General features: G+C 77.0%; 21 protein-coding genes. 16 read left to right on the top strand and 5 right to left on the bottom strand.

Features of this window, described 5'->3' with window-relative positions:
- The first annotated feature begins 55 nt into the window (after positions 1 to 55).
- The 4 genes from ABZ836_RS25755 (at position 56) to ABZ836_RS25740 (ending at position 5,105) form a co-directional block, all read left to right on the top strand.
- A complete protein-coding gene (locus tag ABZ836_RS25755) occupies positions 56 to 946 on the top strand; it encodes a xanthine dehydrogenase family protein subunit M (RefSeq protein ID WP_361145914.1) in 891 nt (296 codons plus the stop codon).
- Positions 946 to 1,434 (top strand): (2Fe-2S)-binding protein, encoded by a 489-nt coding sequence (locus ABZ836_RS25750; protein ID WP_361146021.1) that lies wholly within the window; start codon positions 946 to 948, stop codon positions 1,432 to 1,434. The genes ABZ836_RS25755 and ABZ836_RS25750 overlap by 1 nt, the downstream gene beginning before the upstream one ends.
- The gene (gene pucD / locus ABZ836_RS25745; RefSeq protein WP_361145911.1) at positions 1,431 to 3,929 is read left to right on the top strand and encodes a xanthine dehydrogenase subunit D; all 2,499 of its coding nucleotides are present in this window, start codon (positions 1,431 to 1,433) and stop codon (positions 3,927 to 3,929) included. Before ABZ836_RS25750 ends, pucD begins: the two co-directional genes overlap by 4 nt.
- A gap of 66 nt (positions 3,930 to 3,995) precedes the next feature.
- Positions 3,996 to 5,105 (top strand): XdhC/CoxI family protein, encoded by a 1,110-nt coding sequence (locus ABZ836_RS25740; protein WP_356135003.1) that lies wholly within the window; start codon positions 3,996 to 3,998, stop codon positions 5,103 to 5,105.
- A gap of 285 nt (positions 5,106 to 5,390) precedes the next feature.
- On the opposite strand, the gene ABZ836_RS25735 is transcribed toward ABZ836_RS25740, so the two are convergent.
- From ABZ836_RS25735 to ABZ836_RS25720, 4 genes are all read right to left on the bottom strand, one after another.
- Entirely contained in the window at positions 5,391 to 6,734 is a 1,344-nt protein-coding gene (locus ABZ836_RS25735; protein WP_361145908.1) for a chloride channel protein, read from the bottom strand.
- Between the two features lie 219 nt (positions 6,735 to 6,953).
- Positions 6,954 to 8,117 carry a hypothetical protein gene (locus ABZ836_RS25730; RefSeq protein WP_361145906.1) on the bottom strand — a complete coding sequence of 388 codons (1,164 nt, stop codon included), beginning with the start codon at positions 8,115 to 8,117 and terminating at the stop codon, positions 6,954 to 6,956.
- Positions 8,114 to 8,713, bottom strand: a complete 600-nt coding sequence (locus ABZ836_RS25725) for an ankyrin repeat domain-containing protein (protein ID WP_361145903.1) — start codon at positions 8,711 to 8,713, stop codon at positions 8,114 to 8,116. The genes ABZ836_RS25730 and ABZ836_RS25725 overlap by 4 nt, the downstream gene beginning before the upstream one ends.
- Before the next feature lie 302 nt (positions 8,714 to 9,015).
- The gene (locus ABZ836_RS25720; protein ID WP_361145900.1) at positions 9,016 to 9,435 is read right to left on the bottom strand and encodes an SRPBCC family protein; all 420 of its coding nucleotides are present in this window, start codon (positions 9,433 to 9,435) and stop codon (positions 9,016 to 9,018) included.
- A gap of 131 nt (positions 9,436 to 9,566) precedes the next feature.
- Between ABZ836_RS25720 and ABZ836_RS25715 the strand changes: the two genes are divergently transcribed.
- The 12 genes from ABZ836_RS25715 to ABZ836_RS25660 all read left to right on the top strand — a co-directional run bounded on the left by ABZ836_RS25715 (position 9,567) and on the right by ABZ836_RS25660 (position 22,659).
- Positions 9,567 to 10,556, top strand: a complete 990-nt coding sequence (locus ABZ836_RS25715; protein ID WP_356134994.1) for an NAD-dependent epimerase/dehydratase family protein — start codon at positions 9,567 to 9,569, stop codon at positions 10,554 to 10,556.
- 204 nt (positions 10,557 to 10,760) lie between these two features.
- Complete coding sequence (locus ABZ836_RS25710; RefSeq protein ID WP_356134992.1) at positions 10,761 to 12,386, top strand: carbamoyltransferase C-terminal domain-containing protein; 1,626 nt, start codon at positions 10,761 to 10,763, stop codon at positions 12,384 to 12,386.
- Positions 12,383 to 13,429: a glycosyltransferase gene (locus tag ABZ836_RS25705; protein ID WP_361145896.1), complete on the top strand. Its 1,047-nt coding sequence runs from the start codon at positions 12,383 to 12,385 to the stop codon at positions 13,427 to 13,429. The genes ABZ836_RS25710 and ABZ836_RS25705 overlap by 4 nt, the downstream gene beginning before the upstream one ends.
- Positions 13,426 to 13,992 carry an HAD family hydrolase gene (locus ABZ836_RS25700; RefSeq protein ID WP_361145894.1) on the top strand — a complete coding sequence of 189 codons (567 nt, stop codon included), beginning with the start codon at positions 13,426 to 13,428 and terminating at the stop codon, positions 13,990 to 13,992. Before ABZ836_RS25705 ends, ABZ836_RS25700 begins: the two co-directional genes overlap by 4 nt.
- Complete coding sequence (locus tag ABZ836_RS25695; RefSeq protein WP_361145891.1) at positions 13,989 to 14,993, top strand: glycosyltransferase family 9 protein; 1,005 nt, start codon at positions 13,989 to 13,991, stop codon at positions 14,991 to 14,993. The genes ABZ836_RS25700 and ABZ836_RS25695 overlap by 4 nt, the downstream gene beginning before the upstream one ends.
- The gene (locus tag ABZ836_RS25690; protein WP_361145888.1) at positions 14,990 to 15,940 is read left to right on the top strand and encodes a glycosyltransferase; all 951 of its coding nucleotides are present in this window, start codon (positions 14,990 to 14,992) and stop codon (positions 15,938 to 15,940) included. The genes ABZ836_RS25695 and ABZ836_RS25690 overlap by 4 nt, the downstream gene beginning before the upstream one ends.
- Positions 15,937 to 17,178, top strand: coding sequence for a glycosyltransferase (locus tag ABZ836_RS25685; RefSeq protein ID WP_361145885.1), 1,242 nt, complete (start codon positions 15,937 to 15,939; stop codon positions 17,176 to 17,178). Before ABZ836_RS25690 ends, ABZ836_RS25685 begins: the two co-directional genes overlap by 4 nt.
- Positions 17,179 to 17,183: 5 nt before the next feature.
- Positions 17,184 to 17,915 carry an SIS domain-containing protein gene (locus ABZ836_RS25680; protein WP_361145882.1) on the top strand — a complete coding sequence of 244 codons (732 nt, stop codon included), beginning with the start codon at positions 17,184 to 17,186 and terminating at the stop codon, positions 17,913 to 17,915.
- The gene (gene rfaE2 / locus ABZ836_RS25675; RefSeq protein WP_361145879.1) at positions 17,908 to 19,815 is read left to right on the top strand and encodes a D-glycero-beta-D-manno-heptose 1-phosphate adenylyltransferase; all 1,908 of its coding nucleotides are present in this window, start codon (positions 17,908 to 17,910) and stop codon (positions 19,813 to 19,815) included. The genes ABZ836_RS25680 and rfaE2 overlap by 8 nt, the downstream gene beginning before the upstream one ends.
- Positions 19,812 to 20,849, top strand: a complete 1,038-nt coding sequence (locus ABZ836_RS25670; RefSeq protein ID WP_361145876.1) for a glycosyltransferase family 9 protein — start codon at positions 19,812 to 19,814, stop codon at positions 20,847 to 20,849. Before rfaE2 ends, ABZ836_RS25670 begins: the two co-directional genes overlap by 4 nt.
- A complete protein-coding gene (locus tag ABZ836_RS25665) occupies positions 20,846 to 21,754 on the top strand; it encodes a glycosyltransferase (protein ID WP_361145874.1) in 909 nt (302 codons plus the stop codon). Before ABZ836_RS25670 ends, ABZ836_RS25665 begins: the two co-directional genes overlap by 4 nt.
- Positions 21,751 to 22,659 (top strand): glycosyltransferase, encoded by a 909-nt coding sequence (locus ABZ836_RS25660; RefSeq protein ID WP_361145871.1) that lies wholly within the window; start codon positions 21,751 to 21,753, stop codon positions 22,657 to 22,659. The genes ABZ836_RS25665 and ABZ836_RS25660 overlap by 4 nt, the downstream gene beginning before the upstream one ends.
- Positions 22,660 to 22,697: 38 nt before the next feature.
- On the opposite strand, the gene ABZ836_RS25655 is transcribed toward ABZ836_RS25660, so the two are convergent.
- Positions 22,698 to 23,225 (bottom strand): DUF4396 domain-containing protein, encoded by a 528-nt coding sequence (locus ABZ836_RS25655; RefSeq protein WP_361145868.1) that lies wholly within the window; start codon positions 23,223 to 23,225, stop codon positions 22,698 to 22,700.
- Between the last annotated feature and the right edge of the window lie 223 nt (positions 23,226 to 23,448).

Below are 23,448 nucleotides of genomic sequence, written 5' to 3'. Positions count from 1 at the left end.
CCGGACCCACCGGACGCGGCACGTGCACCGCAGTCCGGGAGGAGCGGCCCCAGGCATGGAATTCCTACGACCGGCCAGCTGGGAGGAGGCGCTGGCGGCGAAGGCCGAGCACCCCGACGCGCTGCCCCTCGCCGGCGGCACCGACGTGATGGTCGAGCTGAACTTCGGCCACCGCCGTCCGGAACGGCTGCTCGACCTCGGCCGGATCGCCGAGCTCCAGGAGTGGCAGACCGACGGCCCCGTCGTACGGCTGGGCGCCTCCGTGCCCTACACCCGGATCATGGAGGGGCTGCGGCCCGAACTGCCCGGCCTCGCCCTGGCCGCGCACACCGTCGCCTCCCCGCAGATCCGCAACCGCGGCGGCGTCGGCGGCAACCTCGGCACCGCCTCCCCGGCCGGCGACGCCCACCCGGCGCTCCTCGCGGCCGGGGCGGAGGTCGAGGCGGTCTCCACGCGCGGCACCCGCCTGATCCCCGTGGACGACTTCTACCTCGGGCCCAAGCGCAACGCCCTCGCGCCCGACGAGCTGATCCGCGCGGTGCGGATCCGGCGGGCCGACGGGCCCCAGCAGTTCGCCAAGGTGGGCACCCGCAACGCCATGGTGATCGCGGTGTGCGCCTTCGCCGTGGCCCTGCACCCGGAGAGCCGCACGGTCCGCACCGGCATCGGCTCCGCCGCCCCCACCCCGGTCCGCGCCCGGGAGGCCGAGGCCTTCCTCGAAGGGGTGCTGGAGGAGGAGCGCTGCTGGGACACCGGCCGCGCCCCCACCCCCGCGGCGGCGCGGCACTTCGCCGACCTGTGCGCCGCCGCCTGCTCGCCGATCGACGACGTCCGCGGCACCGCCGCCTACCGCCGCCGCGCGGTGGGCGTACTGGCCCGCCGCACCCTGGGCTGGACCTGGCAGGAGTACCGCGGGAGCGCCCGCGTCACGGAGGGAGCCGCATGATGCGCGTCCGGCTGACGGTCAACGGCCGTGCCCGGGAGGCCGACGACGTCTGGGAGGGCGAGTCGCTCCTGTTCGTGCTGCGCGAGCGGCTCGGGTTGCCCGGCTCCAAGAACGCCTGCGAACAGGGCGAGTGCGGCTCCTGCACGGTGCGCCTGGACGGCGTGCCGGTCTGCGCCTGCCTGGTCGCCGCCGGCCAGGCCGAGGGGCGTGAGGTGGTCACCGTGGAAGGACTCGCGCCGGAGGGCGAACTGTCCACCGTGCAGCGGGCGTTCGTCGACGCGGGAGCCGTCCAGTGCGGGTTCTGCACCCCCGGCCTGCTGGTCGCCGCCGACGAGCTGCTGGACCGTGAGCCCACTCCGTCCGACTCGGACATCCGCGAGGCCCTCTCCGGCAACCTGTGCCGCTGCACCGGGTACGAGAAGATCATGGACGCGGTCCGCCTGGCCGCCGCCCGGCGCTCCGCCGAGCCCGAAGGAGACCGGGCATGACCGGCCCCACCGCGCGGCCCGCCGCACCCGTCGTCCCCGGCGTCCGCTCCGACCTGGCGCCCCGCACCGGGGCCTCCGGCCTGCCCACCCGGTTCGCCCAGCGCGCCGGGAACGCCGGCGGCGTCGGTGAGTCCGTGCCGCGCCCCGACGGCATCCTCAAGGTCACCGGTGAGTTCGCCTACTCCTCCGACCTGTGGCACGAACACATGCTCTGGGGCCACCTGCTGCGGTCCACCACCGCCCACGCCGAGATCCTCTCCGTCGACGTGTCCGAGGCGCTGGCCACCCCGGGCGTGCACGCCGTCCTCACCTACGACGACCTGCCCACCGAGGTGCGGCACTACGGGCTGGAGATCCAGGACACCCCCGTCCTCGCCCACCGCCGGATCCGCCACCACGGCGAGCCGATCGCCGCCGTCGCCGCCGACCACCCGGAGATCGCCCGGCGCGCCGCCGGGAAGATCAAGGTCGAGTACCGCCCACTGCCCGTCGTCACCGACGAGGAGAGCGCCACCGCGCCCGACGCCCCGGTGCTCCACGAGAACCGCACCGACCACCACGCGCCGCACGTCCCGCACCCCAACATCGTGCACCGCCAGCCCATCGTCCGCGGCGACGTCGACCAGGCCGCCGCCCGCGCCGACGTGGTCGTGCGCGGCGAGTACGAGTTCGGGATGCAGGACCAGGCCTTCCTCGGCCCCGAGTCGGGCCTGGCCGTCCCCGCCGAGGACGGCGGCGTCGACCTCTACGTCGCCACCCAGTGGCTCCACGCCGACCTGCGGCAGATCGCCCCCGTCCTCGGCCTGCCCGAGGACAAGGTGCGGATGACCCTGGCCGGCGTCGGCGGGGCGTTCGGCGGGCGGGAGGACCTCTCCATGCAGATCCACGCCTGCCTGCTGGCCCTGCGCACGGGGCGGCCGGTGAAGATGGTCTACAACCGCTTCGAGTCGTTCTTCGGCCACGTCCACCGCCACCCCGCGAAGCTGGTCTACGAGCACGGCGCCACCAAGGACGGCCGGCTCACCCACGTCCGCGCCCGGATCGTCCTCGACGGCGGCGCCTACGCCTCCTCCTCCCCGGCCGTGGTCGGCAACGCCGCCTCGCTCGGCGTGGGGCCGTACGAGGTGGACGCGGTGGAGGTGGAGGCGGTCGCCCTCTACACCAACAACCCGCCCTGCGGCGCGATGCGCGGCTTCGGCGCCGTCCAGGCGTGCTTCGCCTACGAGGCCCAGATGGACCGGCTCGCCGACGCCGTCGGCATGGACCGGGTCGAGTTCCGGCAGCGCAACGCCATGTCCCAGGGGTCGGTGATGCCCACCGGGCAGGTCGTCGACTCCCCGGCACCGGTCGCCGAACTGCTGCGCCGCGTCAAGGAGCTGCCGCTGCCGCAGGAGAAGGCCTGGGAGACCGGCGACGGCCGGGTCGACGTGCGGGCGCTGCCCGGCGGCCTGTCCAACACCAGCCACGGCGAAGGGGTGGTGCGCGGGGTCGGATACGCGGTGGGCATCAAGAACGTGGGCTTCTCCGAGGGGTTCGACGACTACTCCACCGCCCGGGTGCGGCTGGAGGTCGCCGGAGGGGAGGCCGTCGCCTCGGTGCACACCGCCATGGCGGAGGTCGGCCAGGGCGGCGTCACCGTGCACGCGCAGATCGCCCGCACCGAGCTGGGCGTCGGCCAGGTCACCATCCAGCCCGCCGACACCCGCGTGGGCAGCGCCGGCTCGACCTCCGCGTCCCGGCAGACCTACGTCACCGGCGGCGCCGTCAAGCGGGCCTGCGAGCTGGTGCGTGAACGCGTGCTGGAGCTCGGACGCGCCAGGTTCGGGGCCACCGACCCCGGCTGGGCCTCGCGGGAGCTGCGGCTCGAGGGCGGCAAGGTGGTCGCCGGCGACGGCGTGGTGCTGGCCGGGCTGGCGGAGATCCTCGGCGACGAGACGGTCGAGGTGGAGACCGAGTGGCGCCACCGGCCGACCGAGCCGTTCGACCGCCGCACCGGGCAGGGCGACGGCCACGTCCAGTACTCGTTCGCCGCGCACCGGGCCGTGGTCGACGTGGACGTCGAACTGGGCCTGGTGAAGGTGGTGGAGCTGGCCTGCGCCCAGGACGTGGGCAAGGCCGTGAACCCGCTCGCCGTGGTCGGCCAGATCCAGGGCGGCAGCACCCAGGGGCTGGGAGTGGCGCTCATGGAGGAGATCGTCGTGGACCGCGCCACCGGGCTGGTCCGCAACCCCTCCTTCACCGACTACCTCATCCCCACCATCCTCGACACCCCGCCCATGCCGGTGGAGGTGCTGGAACTCGCCGACGGGAACGCGCCGTACGGGCTGCGCGGGGTCGGGGAGGCGCCCACGCTCTCCTCGACGCCCGCCGTCCTCGCCGCGGTCCGGGCGGCGACCGGCCTGGACCTGCGCCGGACGCCGGTGCGGCCGGAACACCTCATGGACGCGGCCCTGCCGGAGGAGGACCCGCCGGCCGGGAATCCCGCGGGCGTGTAGGGCCCGCGGGTAGTGCGGGAGCCCCGTGGGCGTGTAGGACTGGTCGGGGCGGAAAGGAGCGCGGCCATGCTGGACATCGCACAGGAGCTGCACGGGTGGGTCCTGGAGGGCCGCGACTTCGCCGTGGCCACCGTCGTCGCCGTCGGCGGCAGCGCCCCCCGGCTGCCGGGGGCCGCGCTCGCCGTGGACGCCGACGGCGAGGCCCTCGGATCGGTCTCCGGCGGCTGCGTCGAGGGCGCGGTCCACGACCTGTGCATGCGGGCGCTCGACGACGGCCGGCCGGTCCGCGAACGGTTCGGCTACGCCGACGCCGAGGGCTTCGCGGTCGGGCTCACCTGCGGCGGGACCGTCGAGGTGCTGGTGGTGCCGGTGCGGGCCGGCGACCCGGTGCGGGAGGCGTACGCCGCCGCCCTCGCGGCGGCGGCGCGGCGGGAACCGCTCGCGGTGGCGCGGATCGTCGACGGCCCCGGCGATCTGCTGGGACGGGCGCTGCTGGTCGGGGCCGACGGCGCGGTGTCCGGAGGGTTCGGCCGCGACCCGGAACTGGACCGGACCGTCGCCGCCGAGGCGGCGGCGCTGCTGGACGCCGGCCGTACGGCCACCCTGGAGATCGGTGAGCAGGGCTCTCGTTGCGGAGCGCCGCTCTCGCTGCTGGTGGAGACCTCGGCGCGGCCGCCCCGCATGATCGTCTTCGGCGCGGTGGACTTCGCGGCCGCCCTGGTGCGCACCGGCAGGTTCCTCGGCTTCCACGTCACGGTCTGCGACGCGCGCCCGGTCTTCGCGACGGAGCGCCGCTTCCCGGAGGCGGACGAGGTGGTCGTCGACTGGCCGCACCGCTACCTGGAGAAGACCGCCGTGGACGCCCGCACCGTCCTGTGCGTCCTCACCCACGACCCCAAGTTCGACGTGCCGCTGCTGAAGGCGGCGCTGGACCTGGACGTCGCCTACGTCGGCGCGATGGGCTCCCGCCGCACCCACCTGGACCGGCTGGAGCGCCTGCGCGAGGAAGGGGTGGAGGAGAAGGCCCTGGCCCGGCTGAGGTCCCCGATCGGCCTCGACCTGGGCGCCCGCACCCCCGAGGAGACCGCGCTGTCCATCGCCGCCGAGATCGTCGCCTGCCGGCGCGGCGGCACCGGCGTCCCGCTCACCGGCGCGACGATGCCGATCCACCGGTAGGGCCTGTCCGACGGATCTTGCACGTGGGTCGCGGGGGCCGGCACGCACGTCTGCGGCGTCGTCGTCACTCGACGACGCTCCGCGTCGCCTCCCTCCTCCGCCTTGCAGCCGCACGCACCAGCCCCCGCTCAGGGCGGTGACAAGGGAACTCGGCAGCAAGAACGGCAAGATCCGCCGGACAGGCCCTGGGGCCGCCTCGTCGGTGGCGGGACGGGTGCGGTCCGTCCGGGGCCGGGCCCCGGTGGGCCGGAGGCGTCGCGCCCGGGCCCCGGTGGGCCGGAGGCGTCACGCCTTCCGTTGCCGTTCCTCGCGCGACAGCACCTGGGTGACCAGCACCGCGACCACCGAGGCGAGCACCACCAGCGGCGCCTGGCCCTGCGCGGCGCGTCCCAGCAGCAGGACCGCGAGGACCGCACTGGTCAGCGGCAGCCCGGTGACCGAGGTGGCCGCGGCGGCGATGCCGAGGGCGAGCGCGGGCGTGGTGCCGAGCCCCGGCAGGCCCGCGCAGGCGAGCGCGACGGCCGCGCCCACCAGCACCGACGGGAAGATCGGGCCGCCGCGCAGACTGCCCAGGGCGATGCCCCAGGCCAGGCACTTGCAGAGCGCCAGCGCCAGCAGCGCCGCCACCGGCCAGGCCTGCGGATGCGCGGCCAGCTCGCTCAGCGTGAGCTGGCCGGACAGCGCGGCCTCGGCCGGGGAACGGCCCGTGACCAGGGCGTACCCGGCGGCGCAGACCCCGACCGCCACCGCGCAGGCGACCACCCGCCGGGCGGTGCGGGTGGCGGTCCAGGCGGCCGTGCGCCGGCCGAGCCGCCGCCCCAGCGTGATCAGCACCGCGATCAGCGCCGCCAGCGGCAGCCCCCACAGGAAGTCGCCCGGGTCGGGGCCGGACCGCGGCAACGAGGACGGCAGGGTCAGCGCGCCGACGGACAGGCCGGTCCACTCCCCGAACCCGGTGAACACCAGCGCCCCCGTCGCGCTCGCCGTGAGGCAGGGCAGCAGCAGGGCCACCAGCCGGGCCCCGCCGATCCCGGCGGCCTCCACGACCATCACCGCGGCCACCAGCGGACCGCCGAGGATGGTCGAGATCGCGGCGGTGGAACCGGTGTTGGCCACCACGGCGCGGGCCTGCGGGTCGTGCCCGGCGGGCAGCCGTCCGACGCACAGCAGGGCCAGCCCGCTGCCGAGCGCCATCAGCGGGGCCTCCGGCCCCAGCACCACGCCCAGCGGGAGGGTGAGCAGCGCCGCCAGGACCACGCCGGGCAGCGCCGCAGGGCCGACGGGGGGACCACCCAGCCCGTGCACCGGCAGGTGCCCGCCGCCCCCCGGGAGCCGGGTGACGATCGGCGCCAGCAGCAGCCCCGCGAGCAGCAGCGCCGGCAGCGGCCACCACCAGGGCGGCCGGTCGTGGCCGACCGCCTCGGGCAGCGACTCCCACACCAGGTGCTGCAGCTCGTGCTGGAGCGCCACGAAGAAGAAGCACGCCAGGGCCACCGGCACGCCCAGCAGCGCGGACAGCAGCAGCAGGCGCAGATAGCCGCGGTTCAGCAGCGTCGCGCGCAGGGCGGTCCCGGCGGACGCGGGGGCGGCGTCCGGGGGAGCGCTCGGGTTCTCCGGGTGGGTGCTCACGTTCTCCTCGGGCGGGTCGGCGCCGGAGCAGGGCGGCGTGCCGACCAGTCAACGCGACCCCGCCCCGCCCCGCACGCCCCCGCACCCACCCGGCGTGCCCCCGTCACCCGCAGCGTCGCTGCCGCGGTGTCACCGCCGCGGCGCGGGCGACCCGGGACCGGCTCCCGCGCCGGTACCGGGCCGGGTGGCCGAGGTGCGGCGGCCGGCGTTTCGGCCAGGTCAGAGCACCGCGATGCCCAGGGGGCGGCGGCCCGCGGGCAGGCGGCGGGTGGCGCCGGTCCGGAGGTCCACGACGGTGATGCCGTCCCAGTGGCCGTCGCGGGTGAAGCCGCCGGTGACGTAGGCGGTGCGGCCGTCCCGGGAGACGGTGACGTCCTCGTGCGGCCCGTCGAGGCCGATCAGCCGCTCCCGGCCGGTGGGGGCGCGGACGGTCAGGGACGGGCCGCGGTCCCGCGCCGGGTCGACGGGGCCGGTGCCCACGACGAGGACGGTGCCGTCCGGGGCGACCGCCACCCCGTGCTGGTGGGTGTTCGCCGTCATCGGCTCGATCGTCGACCGGCCGGTGCGCGGGTCGACCACGACCAGCTTCTCGCCCTCGAACGGCAGCAGCAGACGGCCGTCGGACGGTCGCACGGCGGCGTAGTGCGGCTTCAGCCAGGAGCCCAGGCCGCCCTCCGTGCCGTAGGGCGCGACCTCGATGCGGCGCGGGCGGCCCTGTGCCGGCACCACGGTGACGTCGAAGGAGTCGTGGTTGGTGACGTACACCTCGGAGCCGTCCCGGGAGACGTCCACGTCGAACGGGCTGCGGCCGACGGGAACCGTGCGGGTCGTGCGCAGGGTGGTGGTGTCGACGGTCTCCAGCACGCCGTTGCCGCCCGGGACGTTCACCCCGACGTGGACGTGGCGGCCGTCCGGGGACAGGGCGATGCCCATGCCGCCGCCGCGGTACTCGCCGTGCGTCGGCGGGCCCAGGCGGGCTGCGGACGTGCGGTACGGGACCAGGGCCAGGCGGCGGCGGGCGCGGGTGTCGATCACCGCCACGCCCTCGGCGGCGGCGGCCCAGGCCCGGCCGTCCCTGCCGACGGCGAGTCCGTAGGGGGCGGTGCCGGCCTTGACCGAGGCCGCGGGGCCGGTGGCGGGGTCGACGAAGGTGACGGTGTCGGCGCCGAAGTCGGTGACCAGGAGCAGCCCCTCGGTGGCGGGAGGAGAAGCGGTCCGACCGTCCTCGGCGCGCGGTGTCCTCGTGGGATTCCCCGCCGGGTTCTCCGCCCGGTCCTCCGTCGGGTTTCCGGCGCGCGGTTCCTCCCGCCCCGACGGCGTGCAGGCCACCGCCGCCGTCGCCGTCGTGACGGCCAGGGCGCCGAGGAAGGCCCGGCGGTTCATCCGGCGGTCCCGCGCAGCAGGGCGGCGATCCCGGCGAAGCCGCGGCGTTCGGCGTGCTCCAGCGGGGTGACGCCGTCGGCGTCGGGGAGGTCCGGGGTGGCGCCGGCGGCGAGGAGGAGTTCGACGATCCGCCGGTGGGCGGGGCCGCCGTCGCCGAGGACGACCGCCTCGAGGAGGGCGGTCCAGCCGAGGCGGTTGACGTGGTCGACGTCGATGTCGGTCTCCTCCAGCACGGCGCGGACGTAGGCGACGTGGCCGCGTTCGGCGGCGGGGATCAGGGAGACGCCGCCGTAGCGGTTGCACAGGGTCAGGTCCGGGCCGTGGGGGAGCAGCAGGCGCATCATGGCGACGCTGCCGGTGACGCCGGTGATCAGCCAGGGGGTGTCCTGCCGGTCGTCCCGCGCGTCGGGGTCGGCGCCCGCCGCCAGGAGCAGCCGGGCGGTGTCGACGTGGTCGGCGAGGGCCGCGAGCAGCAGTGGGGTGCGACCGTGTGCGTCACGGGCCTCCACGTCGGCGCCGGCCCGGAGGGCGAGGCGGACGGTGTCGGTGTCGCCGCGCTCGGCGGCCTGGAGCAGTTCGTGACCGGAGGCGGTCATGGCGGTCCTTCCTCGGCGGGACCGGGTCTCGGCACAGAGCCCCTTCGCGTCCGTCCCGGCCGGTCGTCGGTCGTGCCTTCCTCCGATCCTCGGCCCTGACCGGGGCCCCGCCGGTCGGCGGAGAGGCTGATCAGGACGTGTCGAAGGGATGACCCCGGGGTCATCCGAACGGATGATGCCCACCCTCGATCAGCATCCCCGCGGGCCGGTACGGGCCGGTACGGCAGCGCCAGGTCCACGGCACTGGCACGGCGGTGCCGACGAAGGCCACCGCCGACGTCACCGCCCGTCGCCGGCGAAGGTCACCGTCCGCGCAGCAGCCGGTTCAGGGCGCGGCCGAACACGTACCGCCCCGTCGCCCGCACGACGGGGTCGGCGAGGCGGGGGAGGAAGCGGATGCCGAGGTCCTCGCGCCACCGGACGCGGGAACGGCCGCCCGGGCCCGGCAGGACCTCCAGCTCGGCCCAGCCGCGCACCACCCGGCCCCGCTTCTCCAGGCGGCAGAGGCCTGCCGCGCCGTCCACGGGCGGGGACCAGACGGTGATCTCCATCAGGTCGAGGAAGCCGGCCGGCCCCAGCCCGGTGCGCGCCCGCACGAACCGGCCGTCGGACGTCACACGGGTGAACGGGACGACGTCCCCGTGCCGGGGCCAGTCCGTGACCCGCCGCCACACCTCGTCGAGGGGCAGCGGCACCGTGCGCTCCAGCAGGAATTCGGCCATCCCCCGATCCTAGAGAAGCGTCCTGGTCAGCCCCGGCATTCGCCCGTACGGGTGAGGTTCCGCATGGTTCGGCCGACCCGGGTACTCGCGCCCGGCAGTTCCCCGCCCCAGGCGAGAGGAAGGAGAGGCGTATGAGCCGCCCCAACTGGTTCGGCCGACCCCGACGCCCCTGGCGCCGCGCCCTGGTCACCGGCGGCGCCGGTTTCGTGGGATCCCACCTGTGTGCCCGCCTCGTGGCCGAGGGCACCGAGGTGGTGTGCGTGGACAACCTCTGCACCGGCTCCCGCGCCAACGTCCTGGACCTCGAACAAGGCCCCGGCTTCACCTTCGTCCAGGGCGACGTCACCGAACCGGGCCTGCTGGCCGCGCTGCCCGGCCGCTTCGACCTGGTGCTGCACTTCGCCTGCCCGGCCTCGCCCGCCGACTACCTCCGGTTGCCGCTGCAGACCCTGGAGGTCGGCTCCACCGGCACCCGGCACGCCCTGGAGCGGGCGGGCGTCGACGAGGCGCGGTTCGTGCTCGCCTCCACCTCCGAGGTGTACGGCGACCCCCTGGAGCACCCGCAGCACGAGGGCTACTGGGGGAACGTCAACCCGATCGGCCCGCGCAGCGTCTACGACGAGTCCAAGCGGTTCGCCGAGGCCCTGACCACCGCCCACCGCCAGGTGAACCGCACCGACACCGCCATCGTGCGGATCTTCAACACCTACGGGCCGCGCATGCGGACCGGCGACGGCCGCGCCGTGCCCACCTTCATCTCGCAGGCGCTGGACGGCATGCCGCTCACGGTGGCCGGCGACGGCGGCCAGACCCGCTCGCTGTGCTACGTGGACGACACCGTCGAGGGCGTCCTCGCGCTCGCGGAGTCGCAGGAGACCGGGCCGATGAACATCGGCGGCTCCGAGGAGATCACCATGCTGGAACTGGCCCGCCGGGTGATCGAGCTGACCGGGTCCGGCTCCCGCATCCGTTTCGTGGACCGCCCCGTCGACGACCCCGGGCGCCGCCGCCCCGACACCACCCTGGCCCGCGAACGCCTCGGCTGGCAGCCGCGGACCGGCTGGAGCGAGGGGCTCGGCGAGACCGTCGGCTGGTTCACCCGCACCGCCCAGGCCGCCTGACCCGACGGCGCCCGCCCGCCACCGCACGCACGGCGGAGGGCGACGCGCCCGCCGGGCGGGCCGACCGGGTGACCGTGCCCCGCCCCGGGTTTCGGGCCCCGCCGGCGCGGCACCCGCCAGCCCTCCCCGCCCGGGAGGCCCAGCAGCCACAGAAGCGAACAGCCGAGCCAGACCCCGACCGCACGTCCGGGACGGAGCACCTCCATGCGCATCCTTGGCATCAACGCCCTCTTCCACGACCCGGCCGCCGCCCTGGTGATCGACGGCCGCACCGTCGCCGCGGCCGAGGAGGAACGGTTCAGCCGACGCAAGCACGGCAAGCGCCCGGTCCCCTTCTCCGCCTGGGAGCTCCCCGAGCTGTCCGCCCGCTGGTGCCTGGAGCACGCCGGCCTGCGCGCCGAGGAACTCGACGCCGTCGCCTACTCCTTCGACCCCCGGCTCGCCCGCCCGGCCGACCAGATGGGCCTGAACGACCCCTGGGACCCGCTGCGGCTCGAATACGCGCGCCGCGCACCGGAGTTCCTCGCCGAGGCGCTGCCCGGCCTGGACCCCGACCGGGTCGTCTTCGTCCCGCACCACGTCGCGCACGCCGCCTCCGCAGGACCCGCCTCGCCGTTCCCGGACAGCGCCGTGCTGGTCCTCGACGGCCGCGGCGAGTCCGCCTCCCACCTGGCCGGCCGCTACACCGAGGGCAAGCTGGACACCCTCGCCACCCAGGCGCTGCCGCACTCCCTGGGCCTGGTCTACGAGGAACTCACCGAGCACCTCGGCTTCCTGCGCAGCAGCGACGAGTTCAAGGTGATGGCGCTCGCCTCCTACGGCAGACCCCGCTTCCTCAAGCAGCTGCGCGAACACGTCCACGCCACCGGCGACGGCGGTTTCCGCGCCCACGGCGTGCACTGGGCCGCCTACGCGCCGCCGCGCGGCAAGCACGAGCCGTGGACCCAGGACCACGCCGACCTCGCCGCCAGCGCCCAGGCGGTGCTGGAGGAGGTCCTCCTCGAACTGGTCCACTGGCTGCACAGCGCCGGCGGCGGGGACTCGCTCACCCTGGCCGGCGGCGTCGCCCTCAACTGCGTGGCCAACGCGAAGATCGCCGCCCTGGGCCCGTTCCGCGACGTCTGGGTGCAGCCCGCGGCCGGCGACGCCGGGACCGCCCTCGGCGGCGCCCTGCACCTGAGCGACCACCCCGAGCCGATGCCCGGCGCCGACCTCGGCCGCGGCTGGTCCGACGACGAACTGCGCGCCGTCCTCCAGGAGGCCGCCGTCCCCTTCGAGGAGCCCGAGGACATCGCCGAGACCGTCGCCGAGGAACTGGCCCGGGACGGCGTCGTCGCCTGGTTCCAGGGCCGCAGCGAGTACGGCCCTCGGGCCCTCGGCCACCGCTCGCTGATGGCCCACCCCGGCCGCGCCGAGAACCTGGAACGCCTCAACAAGGTCAAGGGCCGCGAGGAGTTCCGCCCCGTCGCGCCGATGGTCGTCGCCGACCGGGCCGCCGAGATCTTCACCGGGCAGCTCCCCAGCCCCTACATGCTGTTCGTGCACGAGGTCGCCGAGGCCTGGCGCGACCGCATCCCCGCGGTCGTCCACGTCGACGGCACCGCCCGCATCCAGACCGTCGAGGAACGCCGCGAACCGCTGGTCGCCCGCATGCTGCACGCCTTCGAGCGGCGCACCGGCCTGCCGGTGGTGGTCAACACCAGCCTCAACACGGCCGGCCGGCCCATGGTCGACGACCCGCGCGACGCCCTGGAGTGCTTCGGCTCCGCTCCCGTCGACCTGCTGGCCATCGGCCCGTTCGCGGTCCGCCGGGCAAGGATGTTCGCATGACCGGCCCGGCCGGGGCGCCCGGGACGGCCGGGGAACCCGGGTACGCGGTGGTCGTCCCGACCCTGGTCCGCGACACGCTCGCCGACTGCCTGGCCTCGCTGGTCGCCGCCCACGGGCCCAAGCCGTCGGAGATCGTCCTGGTCGACGACCGGCCCGCCCCCGCGAACGAGGACCGGGAAGCCCTCGAGCACCCGCTGTCCGTCCTCGGCGACCTCCGCCACCGCACCACCGTGCTGCCCGGCGGCGGACGCGGACCCGCCGCCGCCCGCAACACCGGCGCCCAGGCGGTGGCCGCCCCGTGGATCGCCTTCCTCGACGACGACGTCCAGGTCGGCCCGCACTGGTGCGACCAGCTCGCCGACGACCTGGCCGCCGCCGCCCCCGACACCGGGGGCATCCAGGGCGTGATCGCCGTGCCGCTGCCCGGCGAACGCCGCCCCACCGACTGGGAACGCGCCACCGCCGGGCTCGCCCAGGCGCTGTGGATCACCGCCGACATGGTGTACCGCACCGAGGCGCTCAAGCAGGTCGGCGGCTTCGACGAGCGGTTCCCGCGGGCCTTCCGCGAGGACGCCGACCTGGCGCTGCGGGTCCTCGACGCCGGCTGGCGGATCCGCCGCGGCCGCCGCACCACCCGCCACCCGGTGCGCCCCGCCGACCGCTGGGTCTCGCTGCGCCAGCAGCGCGGCAACGCCGACGACGCCCTGATGCTGCGGCTGCACGGCCCCGACTGGTGGCGCAAGGCCGCAGCCCCGCGCGGCCGGATCCGCCGCCACGCGGCGATCACCGCCGCCGGCGCCGCCGCCTGCCTGCTCGCCGCCGCCGGACGCCGCCGCGCCGCCTGCCTCGCCGCGCTCACCTGGGCCCTGGGGACCGCCGAGTTCGCCTGGGCGCGCATCGCCCCCGGCCCGCGCACCCGCGACGAGGTGGTCACCATGCTGCTCACCAGCGTCCTCATCCCGCCCGCCGCCACGCGCCACCGGCTGGAGGGCCTGTGGCGCCACCGCGATGCCCGCCCCTGGACGGAGGTGGTCGGCCCGTGAACCCCGCGCCGGCCGTCCTGTTCGACCGCGACGGCACCCTCGTCGAGGACGTCCCCTACAACGGCGACCCGGAACGGGTCCGCCCGATGCCCGGCGCCGTGGAGGCGCTCGCGCTGCTGCGCCGGCACGGCTTCGCCCTGGGCGTGGTCAGCAACCAGTCCGGCATCGCCCGCGGCCTGCTCACCCACGGCCAGGTCGACGCCGTCAACGCCCGCGTGGAGAAGCTCCTCGGGCCCTTCGACGTCTGGGAGATCTGCCCGCACGGCCCCGCGGACGGCTGCCCCTGCCGCAAGCCCGCCCCCGGGCTGGTGCGGTCCGCCGCCGAACGGCTCGGCGTCCCCGCCGGACGGTGCGTGGTCATCGGCGACATCGGCGCCGACGTGGAGGCCGCCCTGGGCGCCGGCGCCCGCGCGGTGCTGGTGCCCACCCCGGTCACCCGCGCCGAGGAGGTCGACGCGGCCCCGGTGGTCGCCCCCGACCTGCTGAGCGCCGTGCGGCTGGTCGTCGCCTACTTCGACCTCGACCGCCGCGGGCAGACGGTCGAGGCGGGGAGGCCGGCATGAGAGCCCTGGTGGTCCGGCTCGACAGCTTCGGCGACGTCCTGCTCGCCGGGCCCGCCGTCCGCGCGGTCGCCCGCCACGCCGACCAGGTCGCCCTGCTCTGCGGCCCGCGCGGCGAGCCCGCCGCACGGCTGCTGCCCGGCGTGGACCGGGTCCTCGTCTGGGACTCGCCCTGGATCGGCCTGGAACCGCCCCCGGTGGACCGCGCGGACGTCGAACGGACCGCCGACCGGATCGCCGCCCTCCGCGCGGACACCGCGCTGATCCTCACCTCCTTCCACCAGTCCCCGCTCCCCACCGCCCTGCTCCTGCGCATGGCCGGGGTGCGGCGGATCGCCGCCGACAGCGAGGACTACCCCGGCGCGCTGCTCGACGTCCGTCACCGCCGCGCCGACCACGCCCACGAGGCCGAGGCCGCCCTGCTGCTCGCCGAGGCGGCCGGGTTCCCGCCCGCCGAGGACGACGACGGGCGGCTCGCCGTCCTGCCGCCGCCGGACACCAGCGCCCTCACCGGGCCCGAGCCCTACGTCGTCCTCCACCCCGGCGCCAGCGTCCCGGCGCGCGCCTGGAGCCCCGACCGCTGCGCCGAGGCGGTCCGCGAACTCGCCGCCGCCGGCCACCGGGTGCTCGTCACCGGCGGACCCGGCGAACGCGCACTGACCGCCCGCGTCGCCGGACGCCACGGCCTCGACCTCGGCGGCCGCACCGACGCCGCCACCCTGGCCGGGGTGCTCTCCCGCGCCCGCGCCGTGGTCACCGGCAACACCGGACCCGCCCACCTCGCGGCGGCCGTCGGCGCGCCCGTGGTCTCCCTCTTCGCCCCCGTGGTGCCGGCCGAACGCTGGCGGCCCTGGGGCGTCCCGCACGTCCTGCTCGGCGACCAGGAGTCGCCCTGCGCGGACAGCAGAGCCCGTACCTGCCCGCTCCCCGGCCACCCGTGCCTGAACACGGTGACCGGGCTCGACGTGCTCGCCGCGGTGGAGAAAGTGGTGGTGTCCCGATGAGGATCCTGATCTGGCACGTGCACGGCTCCTGGACGACCGCGTTCGTCCAGGGCCCGCACACCTACGTCGTCCCGGTCACCCCCGACCGGGGGCCGGACGGCCTCGGACGCGCACGGACCTTCGACTGGCCCGACTCCGTGGTCGAAGTTCCCCCGGAACGGCTACGGGACGCGGAGATCGACCTCGTCGTCCTCCAACGCCCGCACGAGATCGAACTGGTGGACCGGTGGCTGGGCCGCCGCCCGCCCCTGGTGTACCTGGAGCACAACGCCCCCGACGGCGACGTGCCCGACACCCGGCACCCGGCCGCGGACCTCCCCGGCGTCACGCTGGTCCACGTCACCCACTTCAACCGCCTGATGTGGGACGCCGGCTCCGCGCCGACCGCGGTGATCGAGCACGGCATCGTCGACCCCGGACCGCTCTACACGGGTGAACTCCCGCGCGCCGCCGTCGTCGTCAACGAACCGCTGCGCCGCGGCCGCACCACCGGCACCGACCTCCTTCCGCACTTCGCCCACGCCGCCCCGCTCGACGTCTTCGGCATGGGCACCCGCGGCATCGCCGGCGCCCTCGGACTCGACCCCGGCCGCTGCCGCGACCACGAACTCGTCCAGCGCGACCTGCACGCCGAGATGGCCCGGCGCCGCCTCTACGTCCACCCGGTCCGCTGGACGTCCCTGGGGCTCTCCCTGCTGGAGGCCATGCACCTGGGGATGCCGGTGGTGGCCCTCGCCACCACCGAGGTGACCGAGGCGGTCCCCGGCGGCGCCGGAGTCGTCTCCAACCGCCTCGACGTCCTGACCGACGCCGTACGGGAGTACACCGCCGACCCGGACCACGCCCGGGCCGTCGGGGAACGCGCCCGCGCGGCAGCGCTCGCCCGCTACGGGCTGCCCCGCTTCCTCGACGACTGGGAGCGGCTGCTGAAGGAGGTGACCCGATGAGGATCGCCATGGTCTCCGAGCACGCCAGCCCGCTCGCCGCGCTCGGCGGACCCGACGCCGGCGGCCAGAACGTCTACGTGGCCCGCCTCTCCGAGGAACTCGCCCGGCGCGGCCACGACGTCACCGTCCACACCCGCCGCGACGACCCCGACCTGCCCGACCGGGTGCGGATGCCCGGCGGCACCGTCGTCGACCATGTGCCCGCGGGACCGGCGGAACCCATCCCGAAGGACGAACTCCTCGCCCACATGCCCGAGTTCGGGGAACACCTGGACCGGGTCTGGGCGCGCGAGCGGCCCGACGCCGCGCACGCCCACTTCTGGATGTCCGGACTCGCCGCCCGCGACGGCGCCCGGCCGCACGGCATCCCCGTCGTGCAGACCTTCCACGCCCTCGGCACCGTCAAGCGCCGCCACCAGGGCGCCCTGGACACCAGCCCCGTGCAGCGCCTCGCCCTGGAACGCCAACTCGCCCGCTCCTGCGACCGGGTGATCGCCACCTGCTCCGACGAGGTCGCCGAACTCGCCGCCATGGGCGTGCCCGGCGACCGGGTCTCGGTGGTGCCCTGCGGCGTCGACACCACCGAGTTCCGGCCCGGCCCCGACCTCACCGGCGCGCCCGCCCGCCGCCACCGGCACCGGCTGCTGGCCTGCGGCCGCCTGGTCCCCCGCAAGGGGTACGACCGGGCCGTCCGCGCGCTCACCGAGATCCCCGACACCGAACTCCTCGTCGTGGGCGGCCCGTTCGCCTGCCGCACCGAGAACGCGGCGGAGCTCGCCGACGCCGTCCCGGAGGCCGCCCGGCTGCTGGCGCTCGCCGAGGACCTCGGCGTCGCCGACCGCGTCCGGATGCTCGGCGCGGTCTCCCGCGACCGGATGCCCGCCCTCATGCGCAGCGCCGACCTGGTGCTGTGCACCCCCTCCTACGAACCCTTCGGCATCGTCCCGCTGGAGGCGATGGCCTGCGCCGTCCCGGTGCTCGCCACCGACGTCGGCGGGCACCGCGACAGCGTCGCCGACCGGACCACCGGCCGGCTGGTCCCGCCCGACGACCCGCGGGCCCTCGCCCGGGCCGCCCGCGAACTGCTCGCCGACGACGCCCGGCGCCGCGCCTACGGCGCCGCCGGCCGGGCCCGCGTGCTCGACCGCTTCACCTGGGGTCGCGTCGCGGACGGCGTCGAAGAGGTCTACCGCCAGGTGGCGGCGGGCCGCGAACTCTCTTCCTCGGAGGTGGCGTGATGGACATGCGACCGGTTTCCGCCTCGGGCGGCCACTGCGACGCCCTCGACCGGGCCCTCGGCGCGTTCCGCGCCACGGCCCCGCACAGCGTCGACCGCTGGGGCGAGCTGCTCGCCGCCGTCCTCACCGGCGGCGGACGCCTCCTCGCCGCGGGCAACGGCGGCAGCGCCGCCCAGGCGCAGCACCTCACCGCCGAACTCGTCGGCCGCTACCGCGACGACCGCCCGCCGTTCTCCGCGATCGCCCTGCACGCCGACACCTCCAGCACCACCGCGATCGCCAACGACTACGGCATCGACGAGGTGTTCGCCCGCCAGGTCCGCGCCCACGGCCGGCCCGACGACATCCTGATGCTCCTCTCCACCAGCGGCGCCAGCGCCAACCTGCTGGCCGCCGCCGAGGCCGCCCGCGAGTCCGGCCTGCACGTGTGGGCGCTCACCGGCCCGGCCCCCAACCCGCTGGCCGCCGCCGCCGACGAGGTGCTCGCGGTCGAGGCGCCCGCCACCGCCACCGTGCAGGAACTCCACCTGGTCGCCGTCCACATGGTCTGCGAGGCGTTCGACGCCGCCCTGGAACGGGGCTGGGGCGCCAAGGGCCGCCGCCGCCCCGTGGACCCCGCCGGCACACCGGAACCCGCGCCCGCCCGCGGCGCCGGGGGAGGCCCGCACGCCCTCCAGGCCGGGCTGGTCCGCCGCACCCCCGACGACGTGCCGAGGGGAGGCCGCCGGCATGAGTGACCGCACCGACCGTGCCGCGCACGGACCCGCCCCGCTGGTCGTCGTCGGCGACGCCCTGCTCGACCGCGACCTCGCCGGCACCGCCGAGCGGCTGGCCCCCGACGCCCCCGTCCCGGTGATCGCCGACTGCGTGGAGCGGCTGCGCCCCGGCGGCGCCGCGCTCGCCGCCCACCTCGCGGCCCTCGACGGCCGCCCCGTCACCCTGATCACCGGCCTCGGCGACGACCCCGCCGCCCGCCTGCTGCGGCGGCTGCTGGAGCCGCAGGTGCGGGTGATCGCCCTGCCGGTCACCGGTCCGCTGCCGGAGAAGACCCGACTGCTCGCCCAGCACCTGCCGGTGGCCCGGGTGGACCGGGGCGACGGCCGGGCCGCCGCCGCCACCGACGAGGCGGCGGCGGCGATCCGGTCCGCGCACGCCGTGCTCGTCTCCGACTACGGACGCGGCGCCGCCGAGGCGCTGCGCGACGTCCTGGCCGAACGCCCGCCCGAGGTCTGGGACCCGCACCCGCGCGGGGCCGTCCCGGTGCCCGGCACCCGGCTGGTGACGCCCGCCGAGAAGGAGGCCCGCCTCTTCGCCGAGGGCGGCCGGGGCGACGACCTGCGCACCGTCTCGCGGGGAGCCGCGGCGCTGGTCCGCGCCTGGCGGGCCGCCGCCGTCGTGGTCACCCTCGGCGCGCGCGGCGCCCTCCTCTCCTACGGGGACAACCCGCTGCTCTTCCCCGCCCCCACCGCCCACCCCGGCGACCCCTGCGGCGCCGGCGACCGGTTCGCCGCCACGGCCGCCGGACGCCTGGCCGACGGGGCGCTGGTCGAGGAGGCGGTGGCCGACGCCGTCGCCTCGGCCACCGCGTTCGTCGCCGCGGGGGCGGCCGGGGCGATCGGCCTCGACCCGTCGCCCGACACCCCGGAACGGCCCGCACCCGAGCCCGCACCCGGCCACGCCCACGACGGGACCGGGTCGCGCCTCCCGGCCGACGCCGGTCCCGGGGCGCGCGCGGGGCGCCGGATCCACCAGGCCGGCGCCGGGGCAGGCGGCCAGGACGGTGCCGGGGTCCGGGACGGCGCCGGGGCCCGGGGCGGTGCCGGCGCCCGGGACGGTGCCGGGGCCGGTTTCCCGGCCGGGGCCGAGCCGGGGGTCCGGGCGGCGGGCCGGATCCGGACCGTGGACGGCGAGGCCGGCGTCCGTGACCGTGCGGGGACGCGCGACGGTGCCGGGGCAGGCGTCCGCGACGGTGCCGGGGCGAGCGTCCGCGACGGCGCTGAGCCGGGTGTTCCCGCGGGGGACCCGAACCCGGCCGGGGCAGGGGCCGACGTCCGGGACGGCACCGCTGCCGGTGTCCGGGACGGTGCGGGGGAGCTCCTGGGGCGCGGTGGGGGGCGGGGAGCCGGTGTGCCGGCCGCCGGGCACCGTGAGGCGGAGGATCCGTGCGCGCTGGCGGAGAGGGTCCGCGCCGCCGGAGGCACCGTGGTCGCCGCCGGCGGTTGCTTCGACCTGCTCCACGCCGGCCACGTCGGCCTGCTGGAGGAGGCCCGCCGCCTCGGCGACTGCCTGGTCGTCTGCGTGAACTCCGACTCCTCGGTCCGCCGCCGCAAGGGCGACGGCCGCCCCGTCAACCCCCTCGCCGACCGCGTCCGCGTCCTCAAGGCGCTGGCCTGCGTGGACGCCGTCGCCGTCTTCGACGAGGACACCCCCGAGCAGCTCCTCGCCCGCCTCCGCCCCGACGTGTGGGTCAAGGGCGGCGACTACGCCGGCGCGGACCTGCCCGAGGCGGCCCTGCTGGAGGAGTGGGGCGGCCAGGCCGTCCTGCTGCCCTACCTCGACGGCCGGTCCTCCACCCGGCTCGCCGCCCGCGCCGCGGCCGCCGTGGCCGCCGCGCGTGAGGGAGGACGTCTCCGGTGACCCGCCGCATCCTGGTGCTGCGCGCCCTCGGCCTCGGCGACCTGCTCGCCGGGATCCCCGCCCTGCGCGCCCTGCGCCGCGCCCACCCGGACGCCGAGATCACCCTCGCCGCGCCCGCGGCACTCGGCCCCGTCGCCGAGGCGTCGTTCGCGGTCGACCGGCTGCTGCCGGCCTCCGCCCCCGGCCGCGCGGTGCCCGCCGCCCTGGACTGGACCGGCCCGCCCCCCGACCTCGCCGTCGACCTGCACGGCAACGGACCGCCCAGCCACCGCCTGCTCGCCGCGCTCCGCCCCGCCCGCCTGTACGCCTTCGCCCACCCGGAGACACCCGGGATCGACGGCCCCGAGTGGTGCGCGGAGGAGCACGAGCGCGACCGCTGGTGCCGCCTGCTCACCTGGTACGGCCACGACGCCGACCCCGCCGACCTGCGGCTGCCCCGCCCGCCCGGCGCCTCACCGGCCCCCGGCACGGTGGTGCTGCACCCCGGCGCCGGCGCCCCCGCCCGCTGCTGGCCCGTGGCACGGTTCGCCGCCGTCGCCACCGCCCTGAGGGAGCGCGGCCACCGGGTGACCGTCACCGGAGGGCCGGGGGAGGACGACCTGGTGGCCCAGGTCGCCGACCGCGCCGGACTGCCCCACGGCGACAGGCTCGGCGGCGGACCGCCCTTCGCCGTCCTCTCCGCGCTGGTGGCGGGCGCCCGCGCCGTCGTCAGCGGCGACACCGGCCTCGCCCACCTCGCCGCCGCGCACGCCACACCCTCCGTCACCCTGTTCGGCCCCACCCCGCCCAGCCGCTGGGGACCGCCCGACCACCCCCGGCACCAGGTGCTCTGGCACGCCGGCGCACCCGGCGACCCGCACGCCCGCCGCCCCGACCCGGCCCTGCTGCGAATCACCCCCGACGACGTCCTCACCGCCTTCGACCGGCTCCCCCCGGCGGACCCCGCGCCCCCGGCGGACCCCGCGCCCCCGGCGGACCCCGTGCCCCCGGCGGACCCCGCGGACCCGGTCACCGTCACCACCGGAACGCCATGACCACCCGGCCCACACCGCCGCCCACGCCGCCGCCCGCGGGCCACGACCCCGCCGTCGGCGTGGTGATCGCCACCCGCGACCGCCGCGACAGCCTCGCCCACACCCTGCGCCACCTCCTCGACCTGCCGGAACGCCCCCGCGTGGTGGTCGTCGACAACGCCTCCCGCGACGGCACCCGCGAGATGATCGACCGCGACTTCCCGCGGGTCAGGGTGGTCGCCCTCGCCGAGAACCGGGGCGCCACCGCCCGCACCCTCGGGGTGCGGGTGCTCGGCACGCCGTACGTGGCGTTCAGCGACGACGACTCCTGGTGGGCGCCCGGGGCGCTCGCCGCCGCCGTCCGGCACCTGGAGGCCCACCCCCGGCTGGGACTCCTCGCCGCCCGCACCCTGGTCGGCCCCGGCGGGACCGACGACCCGATGAACGAGGTCCTCGCCGCCTCCCCGCTGGGCCCCGCCGCGGACCTGCCCGGCACCCAGGTGCTCGGGTTCCTCGGCTGCGCGGCCGTCGCGCGCCGCACCGCCTACCTGGACGCCGGCGGCTACCACCGCGTCCTGTTCTTCGGCGCCGAGGAGACCCTCCTCGCCTACGACCTCGCCGCCCGCGGCTGGGGCGTCGCCTACTGCCCCGACGTGATCGCCCACCACCACCCCGCCACCGCGCCCCGCCCGCACCGCACCGCCCTCCAGCGCCGCAACGAGGTGCTGACCGCCTGGCTGCGCCGCCCGCTGCCGCTCGCCCTGGCCCGCACCGGCGAACTCGCCGTCCAGGCCCGCAGCGACGGCCCCGCCCGGCGCGCCCTGCGCGAGGCCCTGCTGCGCCTGCCCGGCGCCCTGCGGGCCCGGGCGCCACTGCCCCCGCACGTGGAACGCGCCGCCCGCCTGCTGGACGGGGGCCGCGCATGACCCTCCCCGGGCCGGACCCGCGCGTCACCGTCGTGATCATCACGCACAACCGGCGCGACGAACTGCTGCGCACCCTCGGCCGGCTGGCCGCGCTGCCGGAGCGGCCACCGGTGATCGTCACCGACAACGCCTCGACGGACGGCACCGCCGCCGCGGTCGCCCGCCACCACCCCGAGGTGCGGCTGCTGCGCCCCGGCCGCAACCTGGGGGCGGTCGGCCGCAACCTCGCGGTGGAGCGGGTCACCACGCCGTACGTGGCGTTCTGCGACGACGACACCTGGTGGGAGGCCGGATCGCTGGCCGGGGCAGCCGACCTGCTGGACCGCTTCCCGGCCGTCGGCGCGGTGACCGCGCGCATCCTGGTGGAACCCCAGGGGGCCGAGGACCCCATCGTCGAGGAACTGCGCGGCTCGCCCCTGCCGGGGCCCGACTGGCTGCCGGGGCCCGTGCTCGGGTCCTTCCTGGCGGCCGCGACCGTGCTGCGCGCCGACGCGTTCCGGGCGGCGGGCGGTTTCTCCCCGCGGCTGTGGCTGGGCGGCGAGGAGGAACTGCTCGCCGCCGACCTCGCGGCGGCGGGGTGGTGGCTGGTGTACGCGGACTCCCTCACCATCCACCACCAGGCCTCGGCCGCCCGCGACTCGACCCTGCGGCGCACCCACGGCATCCGCAACACCCTCTGGTTCACCTGGCTGCGGCGCCCGGCGCACGTCGCCCTGCGGCGCACCCTGCACCTGGCGCGCACCGTGCCGAGGGACGCCGCCTCGCTGCGGGGGTTCGCGCTCGCCGCGGCGGGCCTGCCGTGGGTGCTGCGGGAACGGCGGGTGCTGCCGGCGGCGGTCGAGTCACGGCTCGCCCTGCTGGAGGCCTCGCAGCGGGCGTCGCGGGCCCGGCAGTACACAGGCTGACGGCGGCGGCCCCGCCGGGGACCGCCGCCGGAGCCGGCTCAGTGGTGGGCGTGGACCACGGCGTGGCCCTTGCCGCGGCCGATCATCCACTTGTTCAGCGGGGTGGTGACCACGAAGGCCACCGCGAAGCCGCCGAGCAGGGCACCCCAGAACAGGCCGTCCGAGAGGTGGGCGTCCATCGCGCCCGGGACCAGGGCGATGATCCCGTTGTCCACCGCCTCCATCACCGCGATGGACACGGTGTCGGCGGCCAGCGCGACCTTGACCGCCGCCTTGAGGCCCAGGCCGGAGCGGCGGACCGCGAAGAGGGTGAAGGAGTAGCCGAAGAGGAACGCCAGCGCGATCGCCAGCGCCATCGTCCGGACGTTCCCCCACAGCAGCGCGGTGCCGACGACCATGCCGAGGATCTCGCCGACGGCACAGCCGGCGAGGCAGTGCAGCGTCGCCCTCGCGGCCGTGGACCACGACGCCCCCGACCCGGCCCCCTGGTGACGCCCCGCGTGGTCGTGGTGGCCCGGGTGGTGGCCGTGCCCGGTGCCGGTGCGGTGGTGCGAGGTGTGGTCCATGACCGTTCTCCCCCATGGCGTGTCAGGTGACGTGTCCGTGACGTGTGACGTTGTCGGGCGGGACCCCGGGGGGATCCCCACACCAACAACCGTATACCCCTAGGGGGTATTCCGGAAGGAGGTGGAAGCGCCGGTGGGGCGGGCGCCCCCCCCCCCGGGCGGCCCCCCCCAGCGGGGGGGGCAGCGCGGGGGGGGCTCGGCGCGGCGGAGCGACGGCAACCCC

This window comes from Streptomyces sp. NPDC047130 (genome assembly GCF_040643475.1).
Taxonomy (GTDB): domain Bacteria; phylum Actinomycetota; class Actinomycetes; order Streptomycetales; family Streptomycetaceae; genus Streptomyces.
The sequence above is the reverse complement of the archived record's forward strand: the minus strand, read 5'-3'. Positions and strand labels throughout refer to the sequence as shown.

Bases quoted from the DNA above. Each gene is read 5' to 3' on its own strand.
- ABZ836_RS25665 (WP_361145874.1), top strand. From the start codon at position 20,846: ATGACCACCCGGCCCACACCGCCGCCCACGCCGCCGCCCGCGGGCCAC.
- ABZ836_RS25710 (WP_356134992.1), top strand. From the start codon at position 10,761: ATGCGCATCCTTGGCATCAACGCCCTCTTCCACGACCCGGCCGCCGCC.
- ABZ836_RS25725 (WP_361145903.1), bottom strand. From the start codon at position 8,713: ATGACCGCCTCCGGTCACGAACTGCTCCAGGCCGCCGAGCGCGGCGAC.
- ABZ836_RS25715 (WP_356134994.1), top strand. From the start codon at position 9,567: ATGAGCCGCCCCAACTGGTTCGGCCGACCCCGACGCCCCTGGCGCCGC.
- ABZ836_RS25695 (WP_361145891.1), top strand. From the start codon at position 13,989: ATGAGAGCCCTGGTGGTCCGGCTCGACAGCTTCGGCGACGTCCTGCTC.
- ABZ836_RS25660 (WP_361145871.1), top strand. From the start codon at position 21,751: ATGACCCTCCCCGGGCCGGACCCGCGCGTCACCGTCGTGATCATCACG.
- ABZ836_RS25690 (WP_361145888.1), top strand. From the start codon at position 14,990: ATGAGGATCCTGATCTGGCACGTGCACGGCTCCTGGACGACCGCGTTC.
- ABZ836_RS25680 (WP_361145882.1), top strand. From the start codon at position 17,184: ATGCGACCGGTTTCCGCCTCGGGCGGCCACTGCGACGCCCTCGACCGG.
- ABZ836_RS25655 (WP_361145868.1), bottom strand. From the start codon at position 23,225: ATGGACCACACCTCGCACCACCGCACCGGCACCGGGCACGGCCACCAC.
- ABZ836_RS25755 (WP_361145914.1), top strand. From the start codon at position 56: ATGGAATTCCTACGACCGGCCAGCTGGGAGGAGGCGCTGGCGGCGAAG.
- ABZ836_RS25740 (WP_356135003.1), top strand. From the start codon at position 3,996: ATGCTGGACATCGCACAGGAGCTGCACGGGTGGGTCCTGGAGGGCCGC.
- ABZ836_RS25720 (WP_361145900.1), bottom strand. From the start codon at position 9,435: ATGGCCGAATTCCTGCTGGAGCGCACGGTGCCGCTGCCCCTCGACGAG.
- ABZ836_RS25750 (WP_361146021.1), top strand. From the start codon at position 946: ATGCGCGTCCGGCTGACGGTCAACGGCCGTGCCCGGGAGGCCGACGAC.
- ABZ836_RS25730 (WP_361145906.1), bottom strand. From the start codon at position 8,117: ATGAACCGCCGGGCCTTCCTCGGCGCCCTGGCCGTCACGACGGCGACG.
- ABZ836_RS25685 (WP_361145885.1), top strand. From the start codon at position 15,937: ATGAGGATCGCCATGGTCTCCGAGCACGCCAGCCCGCTCGCCGCGCTC.
- rfaE2 (WP_361145879.1), top strand. From the start codon at position 17,908: ATGAGTGACCGCACCGACCGTGCCGCGCACGGACCCGCCCCGCTGGTC.
- ABZ836_RS25705 (WP_361145896.1), top strand. From the start codon at position 12,383: ATGACCGGCCCGGCCGGGGCGCCCGGGACGGCCGGGGAACCCGGGTAC.
- pucD (WP_361145911.1), top strand. From the start codon at position 1,431: ATGACCGGCCCCACCGCGCGGCCCGCCGCACCCGTCGTCCCCGGCGTC.